The organism is Actinomadura coerulea, from assembly GCF_014208105.1.
Taxonomy (GTDB): domain Bacteria; phylum Actinomycetota; class Actinomycetes; order Streptosporangiales; family Streptosporangiaceae; genus Spirillospora; species Spirillospora coerulea.
This window is the reverse complement of sequence record NZ_JACHMQ010000001.1, coordinates 1,437,200-1,456,688: the sequence shown is the minus strand read 5'-3', so window position 1 is coordinate 1,456,688 and position 19,489 is coordinate 1,437,200. Positions and strand designations below refer to the sequence as shown.

Sequence of the window (19,489 nt, the reverse complement as noted above, 5' to 3'; positions counted from 1 at the left end):
GGTGACGGCGCCGTTCCGATCGCCCCTCGAATGGCCGGGTCTCGACGGCGCCGCCGAGCGCCGCTTCGCGCTCTTCGTCATCGGGGACGCGGTGATCGAGGTGCGCGCGAGCCTGTCGGGCGTCCGCTTCGCCGAACTCGACGCCGACCGGCTCTGCTACGCGCCGGCCCGCGTGCTCGCCGCGGGGACCGCGGTCAACCTCGCCCGCTGCGCGGTGCGCCACTTCCGCCGGGTCGGCGTGCTGGCCAAGGTCGGCGACGACGACTACACGGAGGCGATCCGCCGCGAACTGGGCCGGATCGGCGCGGCCCACCGCCTGGTCGTCGAGCCCGGCGTCCCGAACGGCGTGTCGGTGATGCTGCTCGACGGCTCCGCCGCGGACGGCGGCGGACCCGGCGTCCGGCTGCTGGTCGTCCAGGACGAGCCGCCCGCCCGGCGGCTCACCGCGGCGGACGTGCGCGCGGCCGCGGACGGGATCGAGGACGCCGACGTGCTGGCCGTGGACGGATACTCGCTGCTGGCCCCCGGGTCCCGGGAGGCGGTCCACGAGGCGGTGCGCACGGCGCGCGCGGCGGGCACGCGGGTCGCGTTCGACGTCGTCCCCCACGACATGGACGCGCGGGTCCCGGCGTCCTGCGTACTGCCGGTCCTGCGGCGGGCCGATCTCGTCGTCTCGGAGGCGCACACCCTCGCGCGCCTGCTCGGGCAGCCGCCGCCGGAGGGCGGCCGGGAACCGCGGGATCTGCTGCCGGTCCTCGACCGCGCCGTCCCCGGAGGCCCCCTGTGGCTGCTGCGGTTCGGTCCGACGTCCCTGGAACGGGTGCTCGCCCACCAGCGGGGACGGCCGCCGGTGGTGTACTCCACCGGCTACGGAGACGGGGCGCCGCGGGCGGGGTACGGGGACCGGCTGACCTCGTGCGAGCTCTACTGGTGGCTGTCGGGAGGCTGATCCGTGCCGGACGGGGCGGCCGCCGCCCGCATCGCCCGCAGCGTGCGCAGGAAGCGTCGCCTGGTGGTGGGCAGCCCGAAGGTCTCCTGCCACCGCCAGGCCCGGCCCGGGTCGGCCGACGCCACGGCCCAGCGCAGGAACTGGCTCGGCACGCCGTCGCCCGGGTGGACGGTCGCGACGCCGTCCTCCTCGATCAGCAGGTAGGAGCGACCGGCGCGGTAGCGGGCCCGGAGAGCCGCATGATCAGCCGGAACACCCGGGTGCCCCTGCCCCTCCACGACCGCGCGTACGCCCGTCATGCCGGGGAGGAAGTGCCAGTGCGCGTGGTCGATGCACGCGCCGCCGCCCTGGGAGCTCGCCGGTCCGTGCTCCAACAGCAGCAGGCCACCGGATCCGTACGCCTCCCGGTAGAGGCGGGCCACGCGGTCGCGCCACCCCAGCGCGCGCTCCCACATCGGCCCGGAGAAGTCTCCGGCGCACTGGTGGTGCTCGCGCGTCACCAGCAGGAGGTGCCCGTCGGCGAGCGGCGCGACGTCCGGGATCAGGAAGAAGTCGCGGTCACCGGCGATGACGCCCGCCTCGCCGGGCAGGCCGGCCATGGCGTTGAAGCGGAACCGCAGCGGGGGGCACAGGACGCAGTCGTGATCGGGCTCGTTCTGGACGGTCGGTTCGGCCAAGCCACCTCCAGCATCGCGGAACGTGGGAGCGGTCTTCCTCAAGCGTGCCCGGTACCGCACCCCCGCGCTCGCTGCGGCGGCGGATACAGACGCGGAACGGGCGAGGTACAAATCCTGGCCCGCCGGGAATAACAAGAGCAGAAGGCAAGAACGTGAACCAGACACCCCCGCTCCCTTCCCGTGCGCCCCGTGCGCCCCGCGCCGCCCGCTCCGCCGCCTGGCGCCGCGGCGCCGACGCCCCGGGCATCGACCTGGCCGTCCTCGACGCCCGCCTGAACGAGTCCCTGGACGTCCTGCGCGACACCTACGCCCCCGCGCTCGGCGCCGGCGGGGGCTGGTACCACGAGCTCGCCCGGCCGGAGCCCGGCACCACCGCCACCGCCCTCGGACTGATGGCGTTCGCCGAGGCGGGACGGCCGTTCGAGCACTTCGACGACGGCCTGGAACTCCTCGCCGCCCGGCAGACCCGGTCCGACGACCCGCTGCGCGACGGCGGCTGGGCCACCAAGACCAGCCTCGGCATGCCGGTGGTCGAGGCCACCGGCTGGATCGCGCGCTTCCTCGCCCGCGCCCGCTGCGGCCTGCGCGAGGACGCTCCCGACCTGGAGCGCGCCTACCGGTGGCTGCTGTACAACCAGAACCCCGACGGCGGATGGGGCTCGCTGCACGGCTGCCCGTCCCGGGTGTGGCTGACCTGCCTGGCGCTGCGCGCGCTCAGCGCGCTCAACCCCTACGACCCCGCCGTCGACCGCGGCGTGGAGTGGCTGACGGCGGACCGGACCGCGCACCGTCCCGCCTGGGGCCCGACGCAGGCGTCCCGGCCCACCGTCACGCACACCGCGTTCGCGCTGGTGACGCTGGCCGAGGCGCGCCCGGACCTGAGGACCGAGCGGCTGATGGACGCCTACGACTGGCTGCTGAGGAACCTCGACCCCGACGACGACCACACCTGGATAGAGACCTACGGCGTCTCGCCGAGCACCCTGTCGGGACGCGGCGCCGGGCCGGAGCCGGTGTGGCGGCTCGCCCTGTGGCACTACGGGCTGCCGATCGCGCTCACCGCGCTGCTGCGGGACCCGCGCGGACCGCACGGGCCGACCGTCGCCCGCGCGTTCCGGACGCTGGTGCGCGGCGAGGTCGCCGACCCGCGCTGGAACGGCTACCCGGGCAGCGGGCTCACGTCGCTGTGGACGCTGTGGTGGCGGCTGGAGACGCTGGTCGCGCTCTCCCGGGTCCCGCTCGCCGGGAACGCCGACGTCCTGCACTGGCTTCCGGACGCGATGGTCGTGCAGCGCGCCCACGCCCGGGAGCGTCCGCTGGCCGACCTGCTCCCGCACCGCCCCATCGTCGACCCGGTCGGGATGGTCCAGCGGCACTGGGCGGCGTGCCTGCTGAGCCTGGTGTGCGCCGGCAGCGCGCTCGGCGTCGCCGCCGGCGTGTGGGGCTGGAAGGACTTCTGGCTCAGCGTGATCCTGCCCATCGTCCTCACCAGCATCGACGAGTCGGTGAAGCGGCGCCGTGCCCAGCGCGCCCCGCCCTGAGGCGGGTCAGGCGCGGCGGGCGAGCTCCGCCTCGCCCGCGGCGCGCATCGCCTCCACCGGCACGTCGTCGCGGCCGGTCATCAGGGCCACCTGCCGGACGGCCTGGTGCAGGAGCATCGCGAACCCGCCGACGACCGTGCCGCCCGCTCGCTCGACGGCCACCGCGAGCGCCGTCGGCCACGGCGCGTACACGACGTCGAAGACGGCCGCGCCGGACTCGGCGACCGGGGCGGCGAACGCGTCGGCGGCCCGCCCGGGCAGCGTCGACACCACGAGCTCCGCCGGGAGGTGCGCCGGCGCCTCGTCGAGCTTCACGACCCGGACCGCGAGCCCGAACCGCTCCCCCACCCCGGCCGCGCCCGCGGCGCGCTCCGGGGTGCGCGCCGCGAGGACCGCCTCGCGCGTGCCGAGCCGGGCGAGCGCCGCCAGCGCGGACGCGGCCGTCGCGCCGCCGCCCAGCACCAGCGCCGTGGCCGGAGCCTTCAGCCCCGCCTCGGCGAGCGCGGTCTCGATGCCGTGCACGTCGGTGTTGTCGCCGTGCCGCCGCCCGTCCCGAAGAACGATCGTGTTCGCGCCCCCGACCTTCACCGCGAGGTCCGAGACCGTGTCCACGAGGCCGAGCGCGACGCGCTTGAGCGGCATGGTCAGCGACAGGCCCGCCCATTCGGGCCCGAGCCCCTCCAGCACCGCGGCCAGGCCGTCCTCGCCGCACTCGACCGCGTCGTAGGACCAGTCGTCCAGCCCCATCGCCGCGTACGCCGCCCGGTGCAGCACCGGCGACAGCGAATGGGCGATCGGCGACCCCAGCACCGCCGCGCGGCGGCCCGCCCCGCCGGTCACTGGCCCGGGTGCGCCTTCTGCCATGCCCGGAACTCCTTCTCGATCGCCAGCCGCTGCTGCTCCGTCGTGGCGAACTTGGTGACCTTGTTCGTCGGGTCGGTGGCGATGAAGTACAGCCACGTCCCCTCCTCCGGGGCCAGCGCCGCCTCGATCGCGTCCGGGCCCGGATTGGAGATCGGGCCGGGCGGCAGACCCGCGTGCAGGTAGGTGTTGTAGGGCGAGGGGGTCAGCAGGTCCTTCTCGGTGACGGTGAGCCGACGCTCGTTCAGCGCGTACAGGACCGTGGTGTCGAACTGCAGCTTCATGCCCTTCTCCACCCGGTTGTAGATGACCCGGGAGATCTTCGGCAGGTCGCTGGGCTTGCCGCCCTCGGCCTGGACCAGGCTGGCGAGCGTGATGACCGTCGCCGGGTTCATGTTCGCCTTGCGCGCCTCGGCGACGAGGTCGACGCCGGCGGCCTCCTTGTTGAAGCGCCCCACCATCTCCTTGAGGATCTGCTCCGCGGTGCCGTTCGGGTCAAGGTCGTAGCGCCCCGGGTACAGGTACCCCTCGACCTTGCCCCGCGCGTAGGCGGGCAGCCCGAGGCTCTTCGGCCGCTTCGCCACCGCCTGGAACTCCTTGACGGAGATGCCGGTCTTCTTCGCCAGCAGCTCGTAGACCTCGACGGCCCGGCGGCCCTCGGGGATCACGACCTGGTTCCCGGCCCGCGACTTCGGGTCCAGCAGCAGCGCCACCGCCGCGGCCGACGACATCCGCAGCCGCATCTGGTAGAAGCCCGGCTGGATGCTGGAGGCGCGCGTCTCCTTGTTGTAGGTCTTCACGAACGCCTCGGAGCTCTTGACCACCTGGTGCTGCTCCAGCGTCGTCCCGATCACCGACCCGGTCGCGCCGTCCTTGATCTGGACGGTGACCTTGCCGGACCCCGCGCCGTCGTAGTCCGGCGGATGCCACTTGTTGTCGAGCCACGCGTACCCGAGGACGCCGCCGGTACCGAACACGGCCACGAGGAACGCCATCGCGAACAGCGCGGCGGCGCGCCCGCTGCGCTTGCGGCGCTTCTGGCGCTTGCGCCGCCGCCGCTGGTCCCGCCTGCCGCGCGGCTCCTCGGACGGAGGCCCGTCGCCGTACGGGTCGGAGAAGAGGTCCAAGTCGTTCATGGGCTCCCCTGGACGATCTCGCCCGGGGGGCGTCCGGTCAACCGCTCGGCGTCGAGGGCCGCCTGGAGCAGGACCGCCGCGGCGGCCTGGTCGACCACCTTGCGCCGGGCCTGGCCGTGCACGCCGCCGGCCCGCAGGCCGCTCTCGGCGGTGACGGTGGTGAGCCGCTCGTCGTGCAGCCGCACGGTCTCCGGGGGGAGGCGGTCGGCGAGCCTGGCCGCGAACCTGCGGGCCGACCGCGCCGCGGGCCCCTCCCGGCCCGACAGCGACGTCGGCAGCCCCACGACGACCTCGATCGCCCCGTGCTCGGCGACCAGGTCGACGAGCCGGTCGACGTCGCCCTTGCCGCTCTTCACGGTCTCCAGGGGAGAAGCGAGGATCCCGCCCGGATCGCACCGGGCGACCCCGACGCGCACGCTCCCGACATCGACCCCCAGTCGCACGCCCTGCCTCATCGCCTCGCCTCCGCTCGGCGGCTCGGAGCGCAACCCGGCACCGGCTTCCCTCGTCGCGTGCTCACTCCTCCGTCGCTCCGCGCGCTCCTCAGTCCACCCGGCGCCGCGCTCCTCACGGGCCTCATCGCCTCGCCTCCGCTCGGCGGCTCGGAGCGCAACCCGGCACCGGCTTCCCTCGTCGCGTGCTCACTCCTCCGTCGCTCCGCGCGCTCCTCAGTCCACCCGGCGCCGCGCTCCTCACGGGCCTCATCGCCTCGCCTCCGCTCGGCGGCGAGACTCGTTTCTCCTGTCCCGTCGTGCCGGGCTCACGCCGCCCCTACCGCCTGCTCGACGGCGGCGAGGGCGTCGCCGATCGCGGCGGGGTTGGCGCCGCCCCCCTGGGCCAGGTCGTCCTTGCCGCCGCCGCCCCCGCCGAGCGCCTTGGCGGCCAGGCCGACGAGGGCGCCGGCCTTGAGGCCGCGGTCGCGCGCGCCCTGGGTGACGGCGACGACCACGACGGGGCGGTCCTTCGGCACGCCCGCGACCATCACGACCGCGGGGCGCGAGGTGAGGCGGCCGCGGATGTCGACGGCGAGCTTGCGCAGGTCGTCGGCGCCGGTGCCGTCGGGGGCGCGGTGCCCCACGAACGCGGTGCCCGCCACGTCCTTGGCGCCCTCGGCGAGGGACCCGGCGATCGCGAGGACCTGCTGGGAGCGGAGCTTCTCCAGCTCCTTCTCGGCGTCCCGCAGCCGGGCGACCACGCCGGAGACGCGCTCGGGCAGCTCCTCCTTGCGGGTCTTCATCTGCTCGGCGAGCTGCGCCACGAGGACGCTCTCGCGGGCCAGGAAGCGGAAGGCGTCGATGCCGACGAGCGCCTCGACGCGGCGGACGCCGGCGCCGATGGACGACTCGCCCAGCACCTTGACCAGGCCGAGCTGCCCGCTGCGGGCGACGTGGGTGCCGCCGCACAGCTCGCGGGAGTAGTCGCCGACCTCGACGACCCGGACCTCGTCGCCGTACTTCTCGCCGAACAGCGCGAGCGCGCCCATCGCGCGGGCCTCGTCGATCGAGGTGTGGAAGGCGCGCACGTCCAGATCGCCGACCAGGACCTCGTTGACCTCGTCCTCGACGTCGCGCAGCACGCTCGCGGGGACGGCGCCGGACGCGGTGAAGTCGAACCGGAACCGGCCGGGCGAGTTCTCCGACCCGGCCTGCGCGGCGGACTCGCCGAGCGCGCGGCGGAACCCGGCGTGCACCAGGTGGGTCGCGGTGTGCGAGCGGGAGATCGCCCGGCGCCGCTCCACGTCGACCTCGGCGTAGGCGGTGTCGCCGGCCTGCGCCTCGCCGCTGCGGACCCGCCCGCGGTGCACGATGAGCCCGGCGAGGGGCGCCTGCACGTCGGTCACCTCGACCACGGCGCCGTTGCCGAACCTGATCAGGCCGTGGTCGGCGAGCTGGCCGCCGCCCTCGGCGTAGAACGGGGTGCGGTCGAGGACGACCTCGACGTCGGTTCCCTCGCCGGCGGCGGGCGCGTTGGCGCCGTTCACCAGCAGCCCCACGAGGCGGGCGTCGCCGGCCAGGCTGCCGTAGCCGGTGAAGTCGACCCTGCCGCCGGCGCCGGTGAGCAGCTCGTCCAGGACGGAGACGTCGAGGTTGCCGGTCTTCTTGTCGCGGGCGTCCTTCTTCGCGCGGTCCCGCTGCTCCTTCATGAGCCGGCGGAAGCCCTCCTCGTCCACCTGGAGGCCCTGCTCGGACGCCATCTCCAGGGTGAGGTCGATCGGGAAGCCGTAGGTGTCGTGCAGCTTGAACGCCTGCTCGCCCGCCAGGGTCGCGCCGCCGGAGCGCTTGGTGTCGTCGACGGCGGTGTCGAAGATCGCGGTGCCGGTGCGCAGGGTCTGGAGGAAGGACTCCTCCTCCGCGTCGATGACGGTGTGGATGTTCGCGGCGGTGCGCACCAGCTCCGGGTACTGCTCGCCCATCGCCTGGATCGAGACGGCGGTCAGCTCGTGCATGAGCCCGGCGTCCTGCCCGCCGAGCAGGCGCAGGTTGCGGATGGAGCGGCGCAGGATGCGGCGCAGCACGTAGCCGCGGCCCTCGTTGCCGGGCCGGATGCCGTCGGCGACCATCATCGTGCCGCTGCGGACGTGGTCGGCGACGACGCGCAGCGACACGTCCGCGCGGTGGTCGCGGCCGTAGGAGGTGCCGGTGAGCCCGGCGGCGCGGTCGAGGACCCGCCAGAGGGTGTCGGTCTCGTAGATGTTGTCGACACCCTGCAGGATCGCCGCCATGCGCTCCAGGCCCATGCCGGTGTCGATGTTCTTGGCCGGCAGGTCGCCGAGGATCGGGAAGTCGGTCTTGCTCTCCCCGGGGCCCCGCTCGAACTGCATGAAGACGAGGTTCCAGACCTCCAGGTACCGGTCCTCGTCGGCGACCGGGCCACCCTCGCGGCCGTACTCGGGGCCGCGGTCGTAGTAGATCTCCGAGCAGGGGCCGCACGGGCCGGGCACGCCCATCGACCAGAAGTTGTCCTCCATGCCGCGCCGCTGGATGCGGTCGAGGGGGACGCCGACCTTCTCGTGCCAGATGCCGCGGGCCTCGTCGTCGTCCTTGAAGACGGTGACCCAGAGCTTCTCCTCGGGGAACCCGAAGCCGCCGTCCTCCCGCGACCGGGTCAGCAGCTCCCAGGCGAAGGGGATCGCCTGCTCCTTGAAGTAGTCGCCGATGGAGAAGTTGCCCAGCATCTGGAAGAAGGTGGCGTGCCGGGTGGTCTTGCCGACCTCCTCGATGTCGGGCGTGCGCACGCACTTCTGCGCGCTCGTCATCCGCTGGGAGGGAGGGGTGCGCTGGCCGAGGAAGTACGGCTTGAAGGGGACCATGCCGGCGTTGACCAGCAGCAGGGTCGGGTCCTCGGCGACCAGGCTGGCCGAGGGCACCACCGTGTGCCCGCGCTCCTCGAAGAACCCGAGGAAGCGGCGTGCGACCTCTGCCGACTCCATATCAGTGGCCATCCTTGTCGTTCTCGATGATCGTGTATCTCGCCTTGAGCACGCGGCGGGCCTGCGGCCCCCCGCCGTCCGGCGGGGCCTGGTCCATGCGGACGGCCTCGCGCAGCTCCTCCTCGCGGGCCCGCATCTCGGTACGGACGTCGGAGGCGAAAAGCCTCAGCCGCTCGCCGGCGCTCTGCCCGCTCGACACCGCCCGCGCGGCGACGCTCTCGGGCGACAGGGCGCGGGTGAAGCGCTCCACGCGCCGCTTGACGCGGTGCGTGGCGTAGACGCCGGCGCCCGCACCGACGGAGATCCAGAACAGCCGCCTCATCTGCGCCCCCTACCCGGGGAGCGGGCCGGAAGCTCCGGGCGTCCGGACGCGGCGCGCTCCTCCCCGTCGCGGTTTCCGAGGGCCTTGCGGACGCCGTAGGAGAAGGCGGCGGCCTTCACCAGCGGCCCGCCGACCACCGACGTCATCACGGTGGTGACGGCCGAGACGTTCTGGGTGACGCCGGCGACCTGCCGGGTGATGACGTCGGTGCGGCCGAGCTGCTCGTTGGCGCGCTTGACCGTCCGGGTCATGTCCTCCATCAGCGGGCCGGCCTGCTCGCCGATGTCGCGGACGAGCTCGCCGGCCTCGTCGAGCAGTTTGGAGAGCTTCAGCAGGGTGAGCGCGACGAACGAGACGAGCACCGCCCAGAACACGGCCACGATGAGGCCTGCTAGCTGTCCACCACTAAGCATCAGGGCTTTCCGTTCGCGTGAGGTCGGCACGGGGCCGGGCATGGCCTGACAGACCTTACCGGTCCACCACGCCGCTTGGCGGGAGCAACGGCCGGCGAAGAACGATCACCGCCGGTCCGCGGTGCCGCGCAGGACGGATCGGATCCGCGCGAGCACCTCGGTGAACCGGGCTTCCGCGCCGTGCCTGGTCGGGCGATAGTACTCCCGTCCGTCGACCGCGTCGGGCGCGTACTGCTGGCGGACCACGCCGCCGGGGTGGTCGTGCGCGTACCTGTAGCCCTGCCCGTGGCCGATCTTCGCGGCGCCCTGGTAGTGGGCATCGCGCAGGTGGCCCGGCACAGGCCCGGCGAGCCCCTTGCGGACGTCGCCGAGCGCGCCGTCCACCGCCGTGATCACCGCGTTGGACTTCGGCGCGAGGGAGAGATGGATCACCGCCTGGGCCAGGTTGATGCGGGCCTCGGGCAGGCCGACGAACTCCACCGCCTGCGCGGCGGCGACCGCGGTCTGCAGCGCGGTCGGGTCGGCCATGCCGACGTCCTCGCTGGCGTGCACGATCAGCCGCCGGGCGATGAACCGGGCGTCCTCGCCGGCCTCGATCATGCGGGCGAGGTAGTGCAGCGCGGCGTCGACGTCGCTGCCGCGGATGCTCTTGATGAACGCGCTGATGACGTCGTAGTGCTGGTCGCCCTCGCGGTCGTAGCGGACGGCGGCCCGGTCGACGGCCTTCTCCAGCACGTCGGCGTCGATCACCCCGCCGTCGTCGACGACGAGCGCGGCCGCCTCCAGGTAGGTGAGGGTGCGGCGGGCGTCGCCGCCGGCCAGCCGGATGAGGTGGTCCTCGGCGGCGGGGTCGAGGGTGACCGCCCCGTTCAGCCCGCGCTCCTCGGTGAGGGCGCGGCGGACGACCTCGCGCAGGTCGTCCTCGCCGAGCGGCTCCAGGGTGAGCAGCAGCGACCGCGACAGCAGCGGGCTGATGACGGAGAAGAACGGGTTCTCGGTGGTGGCGCCGATGAAGGACACCCAGCGGTTCTCCACGGCGGGCAGCAGGGCGTCCTGCTGGGCCTTGTTGAAGCGGTGCACCTCGTCGACGAACAGGACCGTCTGCCGGCCCGTCATGCCGAGCTCCCGGCGCGCCAGGTCGATCTCGGCGCGGACGCGCTTGACGCCGTCGCTGACCGCGGAGACCTCCACGAACCGGCGGGAGGTGACGTGGCTGACGACGGTGGCGAGGGTGGTCTTGCCCGTGCCCGGCGGCCCCCACAGCACGAGCGACATCGGCACGTCGCGGTCGACGAGCTGCCGGATCGGCGTGCCGGGGCCGAGCAGGTGCCCCTGCCCGACGACCTCGTCGAGGGCGCGGGGACGCATGCGGACCGCGAGGGGCTGCTCCGCGCCGCCCCGGGCCGGCGCCGCCGGCGGCTCCGCCCGCACGTCCGCCGGGGCCGCACCGTCCCGCTCCGGAGCGTCGAAAAGGCCCTCCGGCTCGTCCGATTCCACCCTGCTGGCCACGCTCCGACACTATCTCGCGGCGCTGACAGCCCCGGACGGCCCCGCAGGCCCGCGCGGGCGGGAACCCGCGGGGCGGCTGCGGCGTTGGACCACCCCGGAAGACATGACCAGGAGCGTGACGGTGTCCGGTACGGCCCCCCGTCGACGCCACGGGCTGGCAGGGCTGCTCGTGGCGCTGTTCGTCGTGGGCGGGCTGGTGTTCAGCTACGGGCTGGGCCACGCACCCCCGCCGCGCGTGTGCACCCAGCACGCCGTGAGCGTTCCCGTCGGCGCCGTGGCTGCGTCCACGGGCCACGAACAGCCGGACGCCGGGGCCGCGCCGCTCAGCGGCTCTCACGGCCCCGCGCAGGGCGCGCCGGCCGCATCCCTGATGCCGGCCGCCTCCCCGACGAAGGCGCCCGCGCACGTCCCCATGGACGCGTGCCTGTGCCTGGCCGTTCTGTTCACCCTCGTCCTGCTGGGCCTGGCCGCCGTGCCGCGCCGGCCCGTCTCGCGCCTGCCCGCCCGTCTCGGCTGGACGTTCGCCCCTCCGCCCTGCACCCGGCTCGCCCCCGGGTCCTCGCCCTCCCTCCAGGTTCTCCGGCTGTAGAAGGACCGGCCCTCCGGCCGTCCGCACCGCCCGCGTCCACACCGAAGCCGGATGCGGCGCTGCCCTGTCCGTTCTGACCTACAGCACCTGAGAGGACGCCCGCATGTCCAAGAGCGCCCGCAACAAGAACGCCCGGAACGTGAACCCGCGCGGCAAGGCCGCCACGAAGAACGCGCTGACGCGGCGCGAGGTCCCATGGGGAGGCATCGCGTTCTTCGCCGTGATCGGCCTGGTGGCGGTCGTCGCCATCGGCTTCACGTTCATGCAGACCAGGTCGTCGTCCGCCGACGGCTCCGCCTCCATCCGCGGCCTCGTGACCAAGGACGGCCTCGGCCGCGGCCACGTCGGCGGCAGCGTCAAGTACGACGCCGGCCCGCCGATGGGCGGCGACCACAACCCCGTGTGGCAGAACTGCGACGGCCGCGTCTACGAGACGCCGCTGCTGAACGAGCACGCCGTCCATTCCCTGGAGCACGGCGCCGTCTGGATCACCTACCGGCCCGGCCTTCCCGCGGACCAGCTCGACGCGCTCAAGGGAAAGGTCGCCGCGACCGACTACACCCTGCTCAGCCCCTACCCGGACCAGGACTCTCCGGTCATCCTCACCGCATGGGGCAGGCAGGTGAATCTCCAGCAGGCCGCCGACGCGCGGGTGGACCAGTTCCTGCGGGCCTTCGTGAAGGGCCCGCAGACCCCCGAGCCGGGCGCGGCCTGCTCCGGCGGCAAGGACACCCCGTGAGCGAGGGCCCCGCGGCGCCGCGGGGGCGGCGGGCCACCGCCGTCCTCGCGGCCCTGGTCCTGGTCGCGGGAGCCGTCCTGGTCGCGCTCGCCATCTCCCGCTCGGAACGGCCCGGCACGGACGGTCCGGAGGCGGGCTTCGCCCGCGACATGAGCGTCCACCACGCCCAGGCGGTGCGGATGTCGTTCATCGTCAGGGACCGCACGGACGATCCCGAGACCCGGCTGCTGGCCTACGACATCATCAACACCCAGTCCGCCCAGATCGGCATGATGACGGCCTGGCTGGACGAGTGGGGCCTGCCGAAGGCCGACCCGTCCGGCCGCATGCGCTGGATGTCCGGGCACGGCGGCCACCGCGGCGAGGGGGCCCCGATGCCGGGGATGGCGACCCGCGGGCAGCTCTCCGACCTGGAGAAGGCGTCCGGCCGCGCCGCCGAGGTGCTGTTCCTCAAGCTGATGATCGCGCATCATCGCGGCGGCGTCGGCATGGCGCGGGCGGTGCTGGAGCGCACCCGGCACGACCGGGTGCGGCGGCTGGCCCGCACGATGGCGGAAGGGCAGCAGTCCGAGATCGCGCAGATGAACGCGATGCTCCGGCAGCGCGGCTCCCCCGCCGTGTGAGCCGGTCCCCGCGAGGTTCCCGATAGCGCTTGACAGCGCCGCCGGATCGCGCGTCACTGACCACCATGGCTCACAACCTCAGCGGCTACCACCGGGCCCTCGACCTCTTCGAGGGCCTGGTGGCCGGCGTCCACCGCGACGGGTGGGACGCGCCGTCGCCCTGCGCGGGGTGGACCGCCCGGGACGTCGCCGGCCATGTGACCGGCGGCCAGTTCCTGGTCCGGGCGCTGGCCTCGGGACAGCCCGAGCCGGACGTCAACGCCGACCCCGCGCGGTTCGTCGCGGGGGACGTCCTGATGAGCTGGCGGGCGGCCCGCAAGGAGTGCGCGGCCGCGCTCACCCCCGACGCACTCGACCGCCTCATCCCCTTCGACGGGCTGGGCGAGCTGCCGCTGGGCGACTTCCTGGAGGGCTACATCCTGGAGCCGCTGGTGCACGCCTGGGACCTGGCCCGGGCGACCGGGCAGCCGTCGCGCCTCGACCCGGACCTCGTCCACCACGCGTTCGCCACGGCCCAGGTGGTCGCCGCCTCACTGCGGTCCGAGGGGCATCTGGCGCCGCCCCTGCCCGCTCCGCGCGGCGCCGACGAGCAGACCCGCATGCTCGCCTTCCTGGGCCGTTCGGCCTGAGAGCCGCGGGTCAGGAGAACTCGGCGAGCGTGCGCTCGGCCTCTTCCAGCCACGCGCGGCGGGCGCTGAGGGCCTCCTCGGCCTCCTTGACGTCCTTCTGGCGACCGGCCTCGCGGGCCTTGCCGAGCCGCTTCTCCAACTGCTCGATGGAGCTGCGCAGCTGCCCCACCGTGGCCTCGGCGCGGGCGCGCGCCTCGGGGTTGGTGCGGCGCCACTCGTTCTCCTCGGCTGAGCGCACGGCCTCCTCGACCTTGCGGAGCCGCCCCTCGAGGCGGTCGCGCTGGTCGCGCGGCACCATCCCGGCGGCCTCCCAGCGCTCCTGGATCGCGCGCAGGGACTGGCGGGCCTGCCGGACGTCCCGCACCGGCAGCAGCCGCTCGGCCTCGGCGAGGATCTTCTCCTTCTCCTCGGCGTTGCCGCGGAACTCGGCGTCGCGCTCGGCGAACGCCGCGCTGCGGGCCTGGAAGAAGGTGTCCTGGGCGCCCTTGAAGCGGGCCCACAGGTCCTCCTCGACGTCCCGGGAGGCGCGCCCGGCGAGCTTCCAGCGGCGCATCAGGTCGCGGTAGGCGGCCGCGGTGTCGCCCCAGTCGGTGGAACCCGACATCGCCTCGGCCTCGGCGACGAGGCGCTCCTTCTCCCGCCGGGCCTCATCGCGCTGGTCGTCGAGGGTGGCGAAGTAGGCCTTGCGGCGCTTGGTGAAGGCGTTGCGGGCGGCCGACAGCCGCTTCCACAGCGCGGTCTCGGTGGGCCGGTCGATGCGGTCGGCGGCCTTCCACTCCTCGACCAGCAGGCGCAGGCGCTCGCCGCCGTTCTTCCAGTGCGTCTCCTCGACGGCGATGCGCTCGGCCTCGGCGACGATGCGCTCCTTGGTGTCGCGGGCCTCGTGCCGGTGCTGCTCGCGCTGGGCCTTGACCTCCTCGCGGCGCCGCCCGACCCGCTCCGACAGGCCGTCCAGGCGGCGCAGCAGGGCGTCGAGGTCGCCGACCGCGTGCGCGTCGGTGACGGCCTCGCGCAGCCGGTCGATGCCCTGCTGCGCCTGGGCCGGCTGCAGGTCGGTGGTGCGGACCCGCTGCTCGAGCAGGCCGATCTCGGTGACGAGCGCGTCGTACTTGCGCTTGAAGTAGGCCAGGGCCTCTTCGGGCGCCCCGGCCTGCCAGGACCCGACGACCCGCTCGCCGTCGGCCGTCCTGACATAGACGGTGCCGTCCTCGTCCACCCGGCCCCAGGGATCGGTCGCGCTGGACACCCTTGCCTCCTGAATCGCGGGTCCGGACGCGCTCACGGCGACCGGACCCTCCACACCTTAGTGTCCCGTTCGCCTATTTCCCGGCGATCGTGACGTCCTGGATCTCTACCTTCTTCTTGGGCTTGCCGTCGCCCTTCGGGTCCGAGCCCGCGTCGGCGATCTTCTTCAGCACGTCCAGCCCCTTGGTGATCTTTCCGAACACCGTGTAGTCCGGCGGGAGCTGGGAGTCCTTGTAGACCATGAAGAACTGGCTGCCGTTGGAGTCCGGCAGGCTGCTGTGCGCCATGGCGAGCGTGCCCTCGGTGTACATGGCGCCGTCGGTGTTCTCGTTCGCGAACTGGTAGCCCGGCCCGCCGGTGCCCTTCGCGGTCGGGTCGCCGCACTGCAGGACGTTGAGCCCGCCGCTCGTCAACCGGTGGCACGAGGTCTTGTCGAAGAAGTTCTTCTGCGCCAGGTACGCGAAGGAGTTCACCGTGCACGGCGCCTTGCCACCGTACAGCTGCACCTCCACGTCGCCCTGGTTGGTCTTCATCGTCGTCTGGACGACGTCCGTGTAGGCGGGCTTGCCCGGAGGGGTGCCGACGCCCTTGGGCGCACCGTCCTGCTGGGCCGCCTTGTAGGTGCACTGCGGCCCGGCGGCGGTGGACTTGTCGTCCTTGGTGAGCACCATGAACGCGGCGCCGCCGACGACGATGACCGCCACCACCGCCGCGGCAGTGATGATCTTGAGTCGGCGCGCCCGCGCCGCCTCCTGCGCCTGCCGCTGCCGCTGCCGCTCGTAGCGCTGCCGCGCGAGCTGCTTCTTGCGGTCCTTCGCCGCCACGTGCCTCGCCTTCCGGTGTGATCAGGTGAACGTGCAGCGCATAGTAGCGGTACCCGGGAGTAAAAGCGCCTCCGCGTTCAGGGAGCGCGTTCCCGCCCGGCCGCGCCCCGGCGGGCCGCGCCCCGCGACACGTCGGCCGCGCCAACTCGTTCGCGGTGGCCGCGGCCGCGCCGGTACCCTCGGACACGCCCACCGAGATGGTTCTAAGGAAGGACGACCGTGCTCGTCGCCGGGTTCCCCGCTGGATCGTTCGCCGCGAACTGCTATGTCGTGGCGCCCGCCGCCGGTGAGGAGTGCGTGATCATCGATCCCGGCCAGGACGCCGAGGGCGGGATCGAGGAGATCCTGCGCGAGCACCGGCTGAAGCCGGTCGCGGTGCTGCTGACGCACGGCCATCTCGACCACGTCTGGTCGGTGGCCCCGGTCTGCGGCGCCAAGGACGTCCCGGCCTACGTCCACCCGGACGACCGCGACCTGCTGACCGATCCGGCCAAGGGGCTGTCCCTGGGCGCCGGGCAGCAGCTGTTCGGGGGCCTGGAGCTGTCCGAGCCCGACGACGTGCGGGAACTGGCCGACGGGGCGGTGCTGGAGCTGGCCGGGCTGAGCTTCACCGTCGACCACGCGCCGGGCCATACGCCCGGGTCGGTGACGTTCCGGACGCCGAAGGCCCAGCAGGTCCCGGACGTGATGTTCAGCGGCGACCTGCTGTTCGCCGGCTCCATCGGGCGCACCGACCTGCCGGGCGGATCGTACGAGGAGATCCTCGCCAGCCTGTCCCGCGTGTGCCTCACGATGCCCGACGAGACGGCCGTCCTGCCCGGCCACGGCGAGCAGACCACAATCGGCCGCGAGCGCGCGACCAATCCGTTCCTCTCGGAACTGGTCCCCGCGGACGGACCTGACAAGGGATTCTGATCTAAAAGACCATGAGTTCGAGTTTCCGGGCCCCGAAGGGGGTCAGCGAATACGTTCCGCCGCGCGCGGACCTCTTCTACGCCATCCGGGAGGCCTTCGCCGAGCAGGCGAGGCTGGCCGGTTACGGCTACCTGGAACTGGCGGTGTTCGAGGACACCAACCTGTTCCGGCGCGGCGTCGGCGAGTCCACCGACGTGGTGTCCAAGGAGATGTACACCTTCGAGGACAGGGGCGGCAGGTCGCTGACGCTGCGCCCCGAGTTCACCGCGTCGGTGCTGCGCTCCGTCCTGGAGAACAACCTGCACAAGGGCCCGCTGCCGGTCAAGGTGTGGACGACCGGGGCCGCGTTCCGGGCCGAGCGCCCGCAGCAGGGCCGCTACCGGCAGTTCTACCAGCTCGACCTGGAGGCGATCGGCAGCGAGGACCCGCAGGTCGACGCCGAGACCATCGCGATCGCGTGGAACTGGTACCGGTCCCTCGGCCTGACCCGGGTGCGGCTGCTGCTGAACTCGCTCGGCTGCAAGGAGTGCCGCCCCGCCTACCGGGCCCTGCTGCAGGACTTCCTGCGCGGCCTCGACCTGGACGAGGACACCCGGGCCCGCGTCGAGATCAACCCGCTGCGGGTGCTGGACGACAAGCGCCCCAAGGTCCGCGAGCAGCTCGCGGGCGCCCCGCTGATGGCCGACCACCTGTGCCCGGCGTGCAAGGCGCACCACGACCGCGTCCGGGAGCTGCTCGGCGACCTCGGCATCGCGTGGGAGGACACCCCGACCCTCGTCCGCGGCCTGGACTACTACACCCGCACCACCTACGAGTTCGACCACCCGCTGCTCGGCGCCCAGTCCGGCATCGGCGGCGGCGGCCGCTACGACGGGCTGTCGGAGGACATCGGCGGCCCCCCGCTGCCCGGCATCGGGTTCGGGCTCGGGCTCGACCGCACGATCCTCGCCCTGGAGGCCGAGTCTTCGGGCGGGCAGGGCCCCGCGTTCGCCGCCAAGCCGCGCTGCGAGGCGTTCGGCGTGCCGCTCGGCGACACCGCCGAGCGGCGCCTGTTCGCGCTCGTCGCCGAGCTGCGCCGCGCCGGGATCGCCGCCGACATGGCGTTCGGCGGCAAGAAGCTGAAGGGCGCCATGAAGGACGCGGACCGCTCGGGCGCCCGGTACGCCGTGATCCTCGGGGAGCGAGATATCGCGGACGGCGTCGCCCAGGTCAAGGACCTGGCCGAGGGCGAGCAGACCGCCGTCCCGCTCACCGACCTCACCACGACGTTGAAGGAAAGGCTCTCGAAATGATCCGCACCCACGAGGCGGGGACGCTCCGCAAGGAGCACGCCGGGCAGCAGGTGACGCTGGCCGGCTGGGTCGGCCGGCGCCGCGACCACGGCGGCGTCACGTTCATCGACCTGCGCGACGCCTCCGGCACCGCGCAGGTCGTCTTCCGCGAGGAGGACACCGCGCACGACCTGCGCGCCGAGTACTGCGTCAAGGTCGTCGGCGAGGTCCGCGTCCGGCCGGAGGGCAACGAGAACCCCGAGCTTCCGACCGGCGAGGTCGAGGTCGCCGCCGCCCGCATCGAGGTCCTCTCCGACGCCGCGCCGCTGCCGTTCCCCATCGAGGGCGACGTCAACGTCAACGAGGAGATCCGCCTCAAGTACCGCTACCTCGACCTGCGCCGCGAGAGCGTCGCGCGGGCGATGAAGGTCCGGTCGGAGGCCTCGTTCCTGACGCACGAGGTGATGCGGGCGCACGGCTTCGTGAACGTCGAGACGCCCACCCTCACCCGGTCCACCCCGGAGGGCGCCCGCGACTTCCTCGTCCCCGTCCGGCTCCAGCCCGGCCACTGGTACGCGCTCCCGCAGTCGCCGCAGCTGTTCAAGCAGCTGCTCATGGTCGGCGGCCTCGAACGCTACTACCAGATCGCCCGCTGCTACCGCGACGAGGACTTCCGCGCCGACCGGCAGCCCGAGTTCACCCAGATCGACATCGAGATGTCGTTCGTCGAGCAGGACGACGTCCTGTCGGTCGGCGAGGCCCTCGTGGCGCGCCTGTGGAAGGAGATCGCCGGGTACGAGATCCCCCTCCCGATCCCCCACATCACCTACGCCGACGCGCTGGCCCGCTACGGCTCCGACAAGCCCGACCTGCGGTTCGGCAACGAGCTGACCGACATGACCGAGTACTTCGCCGGCACGTCGTTCCGCGTGTTCCAGGCCCCGTACGTCGGCGCGGTCGTCATGCCCGGCGGCGCGTCCCAGACCCGCAAGGAGCTCGACGGCTGGCAGGACTGGGCGAAGGCCCGCGGCGCCCGCGGCCTCGCCTACGTGCTCGTCCAGGAGGACGGCACCCTCGGCGGCCCGGTCGCCAAGAACCTCTCCGACGCCGAGAAGGAGGGCCTCGCCGCCAAGACCGGCGCCTCCCCCGGCGACGCGGTCTTCTTCGGCGCCGGCAAGCGGCACTCCACGCAGGAGCTCCTCGGCGCCGCCCGCCTGGAGATCGGCCGCCGCCGCAGCCTGATCGACGAGTCCGCCTGGAAGTTCGTCTGGGTCGTGGACGCGCCGATCTTCGAGCCCGTCGAGGACGACAAGGGCGAGCAGATCGGCTGGACGTCGGTGCACCACCCGTTCACCGCGCCCAAGCCCGAGTACGCCGACACCTTCCAGGACGACCCCGGCACCGCCCTCGCCGACGCCTACGACCTCGTCCTGAACGGCAACGAGATCGGCGGCGGGTCCATCCGTATCCACCGCGCCGAGATGCAGCAGCGCGTCTTCGACGTGCTGGGCCTGTCGAAGCAGGAGGCGGAGTCCAAGTTCGGCTTCCTGCTGGAGGCGTTCAAGTTCGGCCCGCCCCCGCACGGCGGCATCGCGTTCGGCTGGGACCGGGTGGTCATGCTCCTCGCCCGCCAGGAGTCGATCCGCGACGTGATCGCCTTCCCGAAGGCCGCCTCCGGCTACGACCCCCTGACCGCCGCGCCGACCCCCATCACCCCCGAGCAGCGCGCGGAGGCCGGGGTCGACTTCGTCCCCGAGGACGAGCCCGCCGACAGCTGACCCGCACGCGAAAGGGCGGCCGCGCCCGCGGCCGCCCT

19 protein-coding genes are annotated in these 19,489 nt (G+C 73.4%); 9 read left to right on the top strand and 10 right to left on the bottom strand.

All coding sequences use genetic code 11. The annotated features are described in order from the left end of the window. Window position 1 precedes the first annotated feature (1 nt). Window positions 2-949 carry a carbohydrate kinase family protein gene (locus BKA00_RS06815; RefSeq protein WP_185024113.1) on the top strand — a complete coding sequence of 316 codons (948 nt, stop codon included), beginning with the start codon at window positions 2-4 and terminating at the stop codon, window positions 947-949. Here the strand turns inward: BKA00_RS06815 and BKA00_RS06810 are convergent. Further along, complete coding sequence (locus BKA00_RS06810; RefSeq protein WP_185024112.1) at window positions 925-1,626, bottom strand: HIT family protein; 702 nt, start codon at window positions 1,624-1,626, stop codon at window positions 925-927. The genes BKA00_RS06815 and BKA00_RS06810 overlap by 25 nt on opposite strands. Before the next feature lie 152 nt (window positions 1,627-1,778). On the opposite strand from BKA00_RS06810, the gene BKA00_RS06805 reads away from it, so the two are divergent. After that, window positions 1,779-3,167, top strand: a complete 1,389-nt coding sequence (locus BKA00_RS06805; RefSeq protein WP_185024111.1) for a prenyltransferase/squalene oxidase repeat-containing protein — start codon at window positions 1,779-1,781, stop codon at window positions 3,165-3,167. Window positions 3,168-3,173: 6 nt separating this feature from the next. Here BKA00_RS06805 and BKA00_RS06800 read toward each other — a convergent pair whose 3' ends face one another. The 7 genes from BKA00_RS06800 to BKA00_RS06770 form a co-directional block, all read right to left on the bottom strand. Further along, on the bottom strand, window positions 3,174-4,031 hold the full coding sequence (locus tag BKA00_RS06800) for a shikimate dehydrogenase (protein WP_185024110.1): 858 nt from the start codon (window positions 4,029-4,031) through the stop codon (window positions 3,174-3,176). After that, window positions 4,004-5,164, bottom strand: a complete 1,161-nt coding sequence (gene mltG, locus BKA00_RS06795) for an endolytic transglycosylase MltG (protein WP_185024109.1) — start codon at window positions 5,162-5,164, stop codon at window positions 4,004-4,006. The genes BKA00_RS06800 and mltG overlap by 28 nt, the downstream gene beginning before the upstream one ends. Next, complete coding sequence (gene ruvX, locus BKA00_RS06790) at window positions 5,161-5,619, bottom strand: Holliday junction resolvase RuvX (protein ID WP_185024108.1); 459 nt, start codon at window positions 5,617-5,619, stop codon at window positions 5,161-5,163. Before ruvX ends, mltG begins: the two co-directional genes overlap by 4 nt. A 305-nt stretch (window positions 5,620-5,924) precedes the next feature. Then, entirely contained in the window at window positions 5,925-8,594 is a 2,670-nt protein-coding gene (gene alaS / locus BKA00_RS06785; RefSeq protein WP_185024107.1) for an alanine--tRNA ligase, read from the bottom strand. Window position 8,595: 1 nt separating this feature from the next. After that, window positions 8,596-8,916, bottom strand: a complete 321-nt coding sequence (locus BKA00_RS06780; protein WP_185024106.1) for a hypothetical protein — start codon at window positions 8,914-8,916, stop codon at window positions 8,596-8,598. Then, a complete protein-coding gene (locus BKA00_RS06775) occupies window positions 8,913-9,296 on the bottom strand; it encodes a DUF948 domain-containing protein (RefSeq protein ID WP_230299252.1) in 384 nt (127 codons plus the stop codon). Before BKA00_RS06775 ends, BKA00_RS06780 begins: the two co-directional genes overlap by 4 nt. Window positions 9,297-9,434: 138 nt before the next feature. Beyond that, the gene (locus BKA00_RS06770; RefSeq protein WP_221493671.1) at window positions 9,435-10,697 is read right to left on the bottom strand and encodes a replication-associated recombination protein A; all 1,263 of its coding nucleotides are present in this window, start codon (window positions 10,695-10,697) and stop codon (window positions 9,435-9,437) included. A gap of 244 nt (window positions 10,698-10,941) precedes the next feature. Here BKA00_RS06770 and BKA00_RS06765 point away from each other — a divergent pair, with 244 nt between their 5' ends. The 4 genes from BKA00_RS06765 to BKA00_RS06755 all read left to right on the top strand — a co-directional run bounded on the left by BKA00_RS06765 (window position 10,942) and on the right by BKA00_RS06755 (window position 13,418). Then, window positions 10,942-11,427 carry a hypothetical protein gene (locus tag BKA00_RS06765; protein WP_185024104.1) on the top strand — a complete coding sequence of 162 codons (486 nt, stop codon included), beginning with the start codon at window positions 10,942-10,944 and terminating at the stop codon, window positions 11,425-11,427. Window positions 11,428-11,530: 103 nt separating this feature from the next. Further along, entirely contained in the window at window positions 11,531-12,166 is a 636-nt protein-coding gene (locus tag BKA00_RS38160; protein WP_221493036.1) for a DUF3105 domain-containing protein, read from the top strand. Then, window positions 12,163-12,789 (top strand): DUF305 domain-containing protein, encoded by a 627-nt coding sequence (locus BKA00_RS06760; protein ID WP_230299253.1) that lies wholly within the window; start codon window positions 12,163-12,165, stop codon window positions 12,787-12,789. The genes BKA00_RS38160 and BKA00_RS06760 overlap by 4 nt, the downstream gene beginning before the upstream one ends. A 65-nt stretch (window positions 12,790-12,854) precedes the next feature. Continuing rightward, complete coding sequence (locus tag BKA00_RS06755) at window positions 12,855-13,418, top strand: TIGR03086 family metal-binding protein (protein WP_185024102.1); 564 nt, start codon at window positions 12,855-12,857, stop codon at window positions 13,416-13,418. 10 nt (window positions 13,419-13,428) lie between these two features. Here BKA00_RS06755 and BKA00_RS06750 read toward each other — a convergent pair whose 3' ends face one another. Then, window positions 13,429-14,664, bottom strand: a complete 1,236-nt coding sequence (locus BKA00_RS06750) for a DUF349 domain-containing protein (RefSeq protein ID WP_185024101.1) — start codon at window positions 14,662-14,664, stop codon at window positions 13,429-13,431. A gap of 73 nt (window positions 14,665-14,737) precedes the next feature. After that, window positions 14,738-15,487 carry a peptidylprolyl isomerase gene (locus BKA00_RS06745; protein WP_185024100.1) on the bottom strand — a complete coding sequence of 250 codons (750 nt, stop codon included), beginning with the start codon at window positions 15,485-15,487 and terminating at the stop codon, window positions 14,738-14,740. Between the two features lie 219 nt (window positions 15,488-15,706). Between BKA00_RS06745 and BKA00_RS06740 the strand changes: the two genes are divergently transcribed. From BKA00_RS06740 to aspS, 3 genes are read left to right on the top strand one after another with little or no spacing between them, the layout of a single operon-like run. Beyond that, window positions 15,707-16,402 carry an MBL fold metallo-hydrolase gene (locus BKA00_RS06740; protein WP_185024099.1) on the top strand — a complete coding sequence of 232 codons (696 nt, stop codon included), beginning with the start codon at window positions 15,707-15,709 and terminating at the stop codon, window positions 16,400-16,402. 11 nt (window positions 16,403-16,413) lie between these two features. Then, window positions 16,414-17,694 carry a histidine--tRNA ligase gene (gene hisS / locus BKA00_RS06735; RefSeq protein ID WP_185024098.1) on the top strand — a complete coding sequence of 427 codons (1,281 nt, stop codon included), beginning with the start codon at window positions 16,414-16,416 and terminating at the stop codon, window positions 17,692-17,694. Further along, window positions 17,691-19,451 (top strand): aspartate--tRNA ligase, encoded by a 1,761-nt coding sequence (gene aspS / locus BKA00_RS06730; protein ID WP_185024097.1) that lies wholly within the window; start codon window positions 17,691-17,693, stop codon window positions 19,449-19,451. Before hisS ends, aspS begins: the two co-directional genes overlap by 4 nt. Window positions 19,452-19,489 lie beyond the last annotated feature (38 nt).

What these genes read in the sequence shown, in the direction of transcription:
- BKA00_RS06800 (WP_185024110.1), bottom strand. Translation starts at nt 4,031, where the DNA reads ATGGCAGAAGGCGCACCCGGGCCAGTGACCGGCGGGGCGGGCCGCCGC.
- BKA00_RS06765 (WP_185024104.1), top strand. Translation starts at nt 10,942, where the DNA reads ATGACCAGGAGCGTGACGGTGTCCGGTACGGCCCCCCGTCGACGCCAC.
- mltG (WP_185024109.1), bottom strand. Translation starts at nt 5,164, where the DNA reads ATGAACGACTTGGACCTCTTCTCCGACCCGTACGGCGACGGGCCTCCG.
- hisS (WP_185024098.1), top strand. Translation starts at nt 16,414, where the DNA reads ATGAGTTCGAGTTTCCGGGCCCCGAAGGGGGTCAGCGAATACGTTCCG.
- ruvX (WP_185024108.1), bottom strand. Translation starts at nt 5,619, where the DNA reads ATGAGGCAGGGCGTGCGACTGGGGGTCGATGTCGGGAGCGTGCGCGTC.
- alaS (WP_185024107.1), bottom strand. Translation starts at nt 8,594, where the DNA reads ATGGAGTCGGCAGAGGTCGCACGCCGCTTCCTCGGGTTCTTCGAGGAG.
- BKA00_RS38160 (WP_221493036.1), top strand. Translation starts at nt 11,531, where the DNA reads ATGTCCAAGAGCGCCCGCAACAAGAACGCCCGGAACGTGAACCCGCGC.
- BKA00_RS06780 (WP_185024106.1), bottom strand. Translation starts at nt 8,916, where the DNA reads ATGAGGCGGCTGTTCTGGATCTCCGTCGGTGCGGGCGCCGGCGTCTAC.
- BKA00_RS06755 (WP_185024102.1), top strand. Translation starts at nt 12,855, where the DNA reads ATGGCTCACAACCTCAGCGGCTACCACCGGGCCCTCGACCTCTTCGAG.
- BKA00_RS06770 (WP_221493671.1), bottom strand. Translation starts at nt 10,697, where the DNA reads ATGCGTCCCCGCGCCCTCGACGAGGTCGTCGGGCAGGGGCACCTGCTC.
- aspS (WP_185024097.1), top strand. Translation starts at nt 17,691, where the DNA reads ATGATCCGCACCCACGAGGCGGGGACGCTCCGCAAGGAGCACGCCGGG.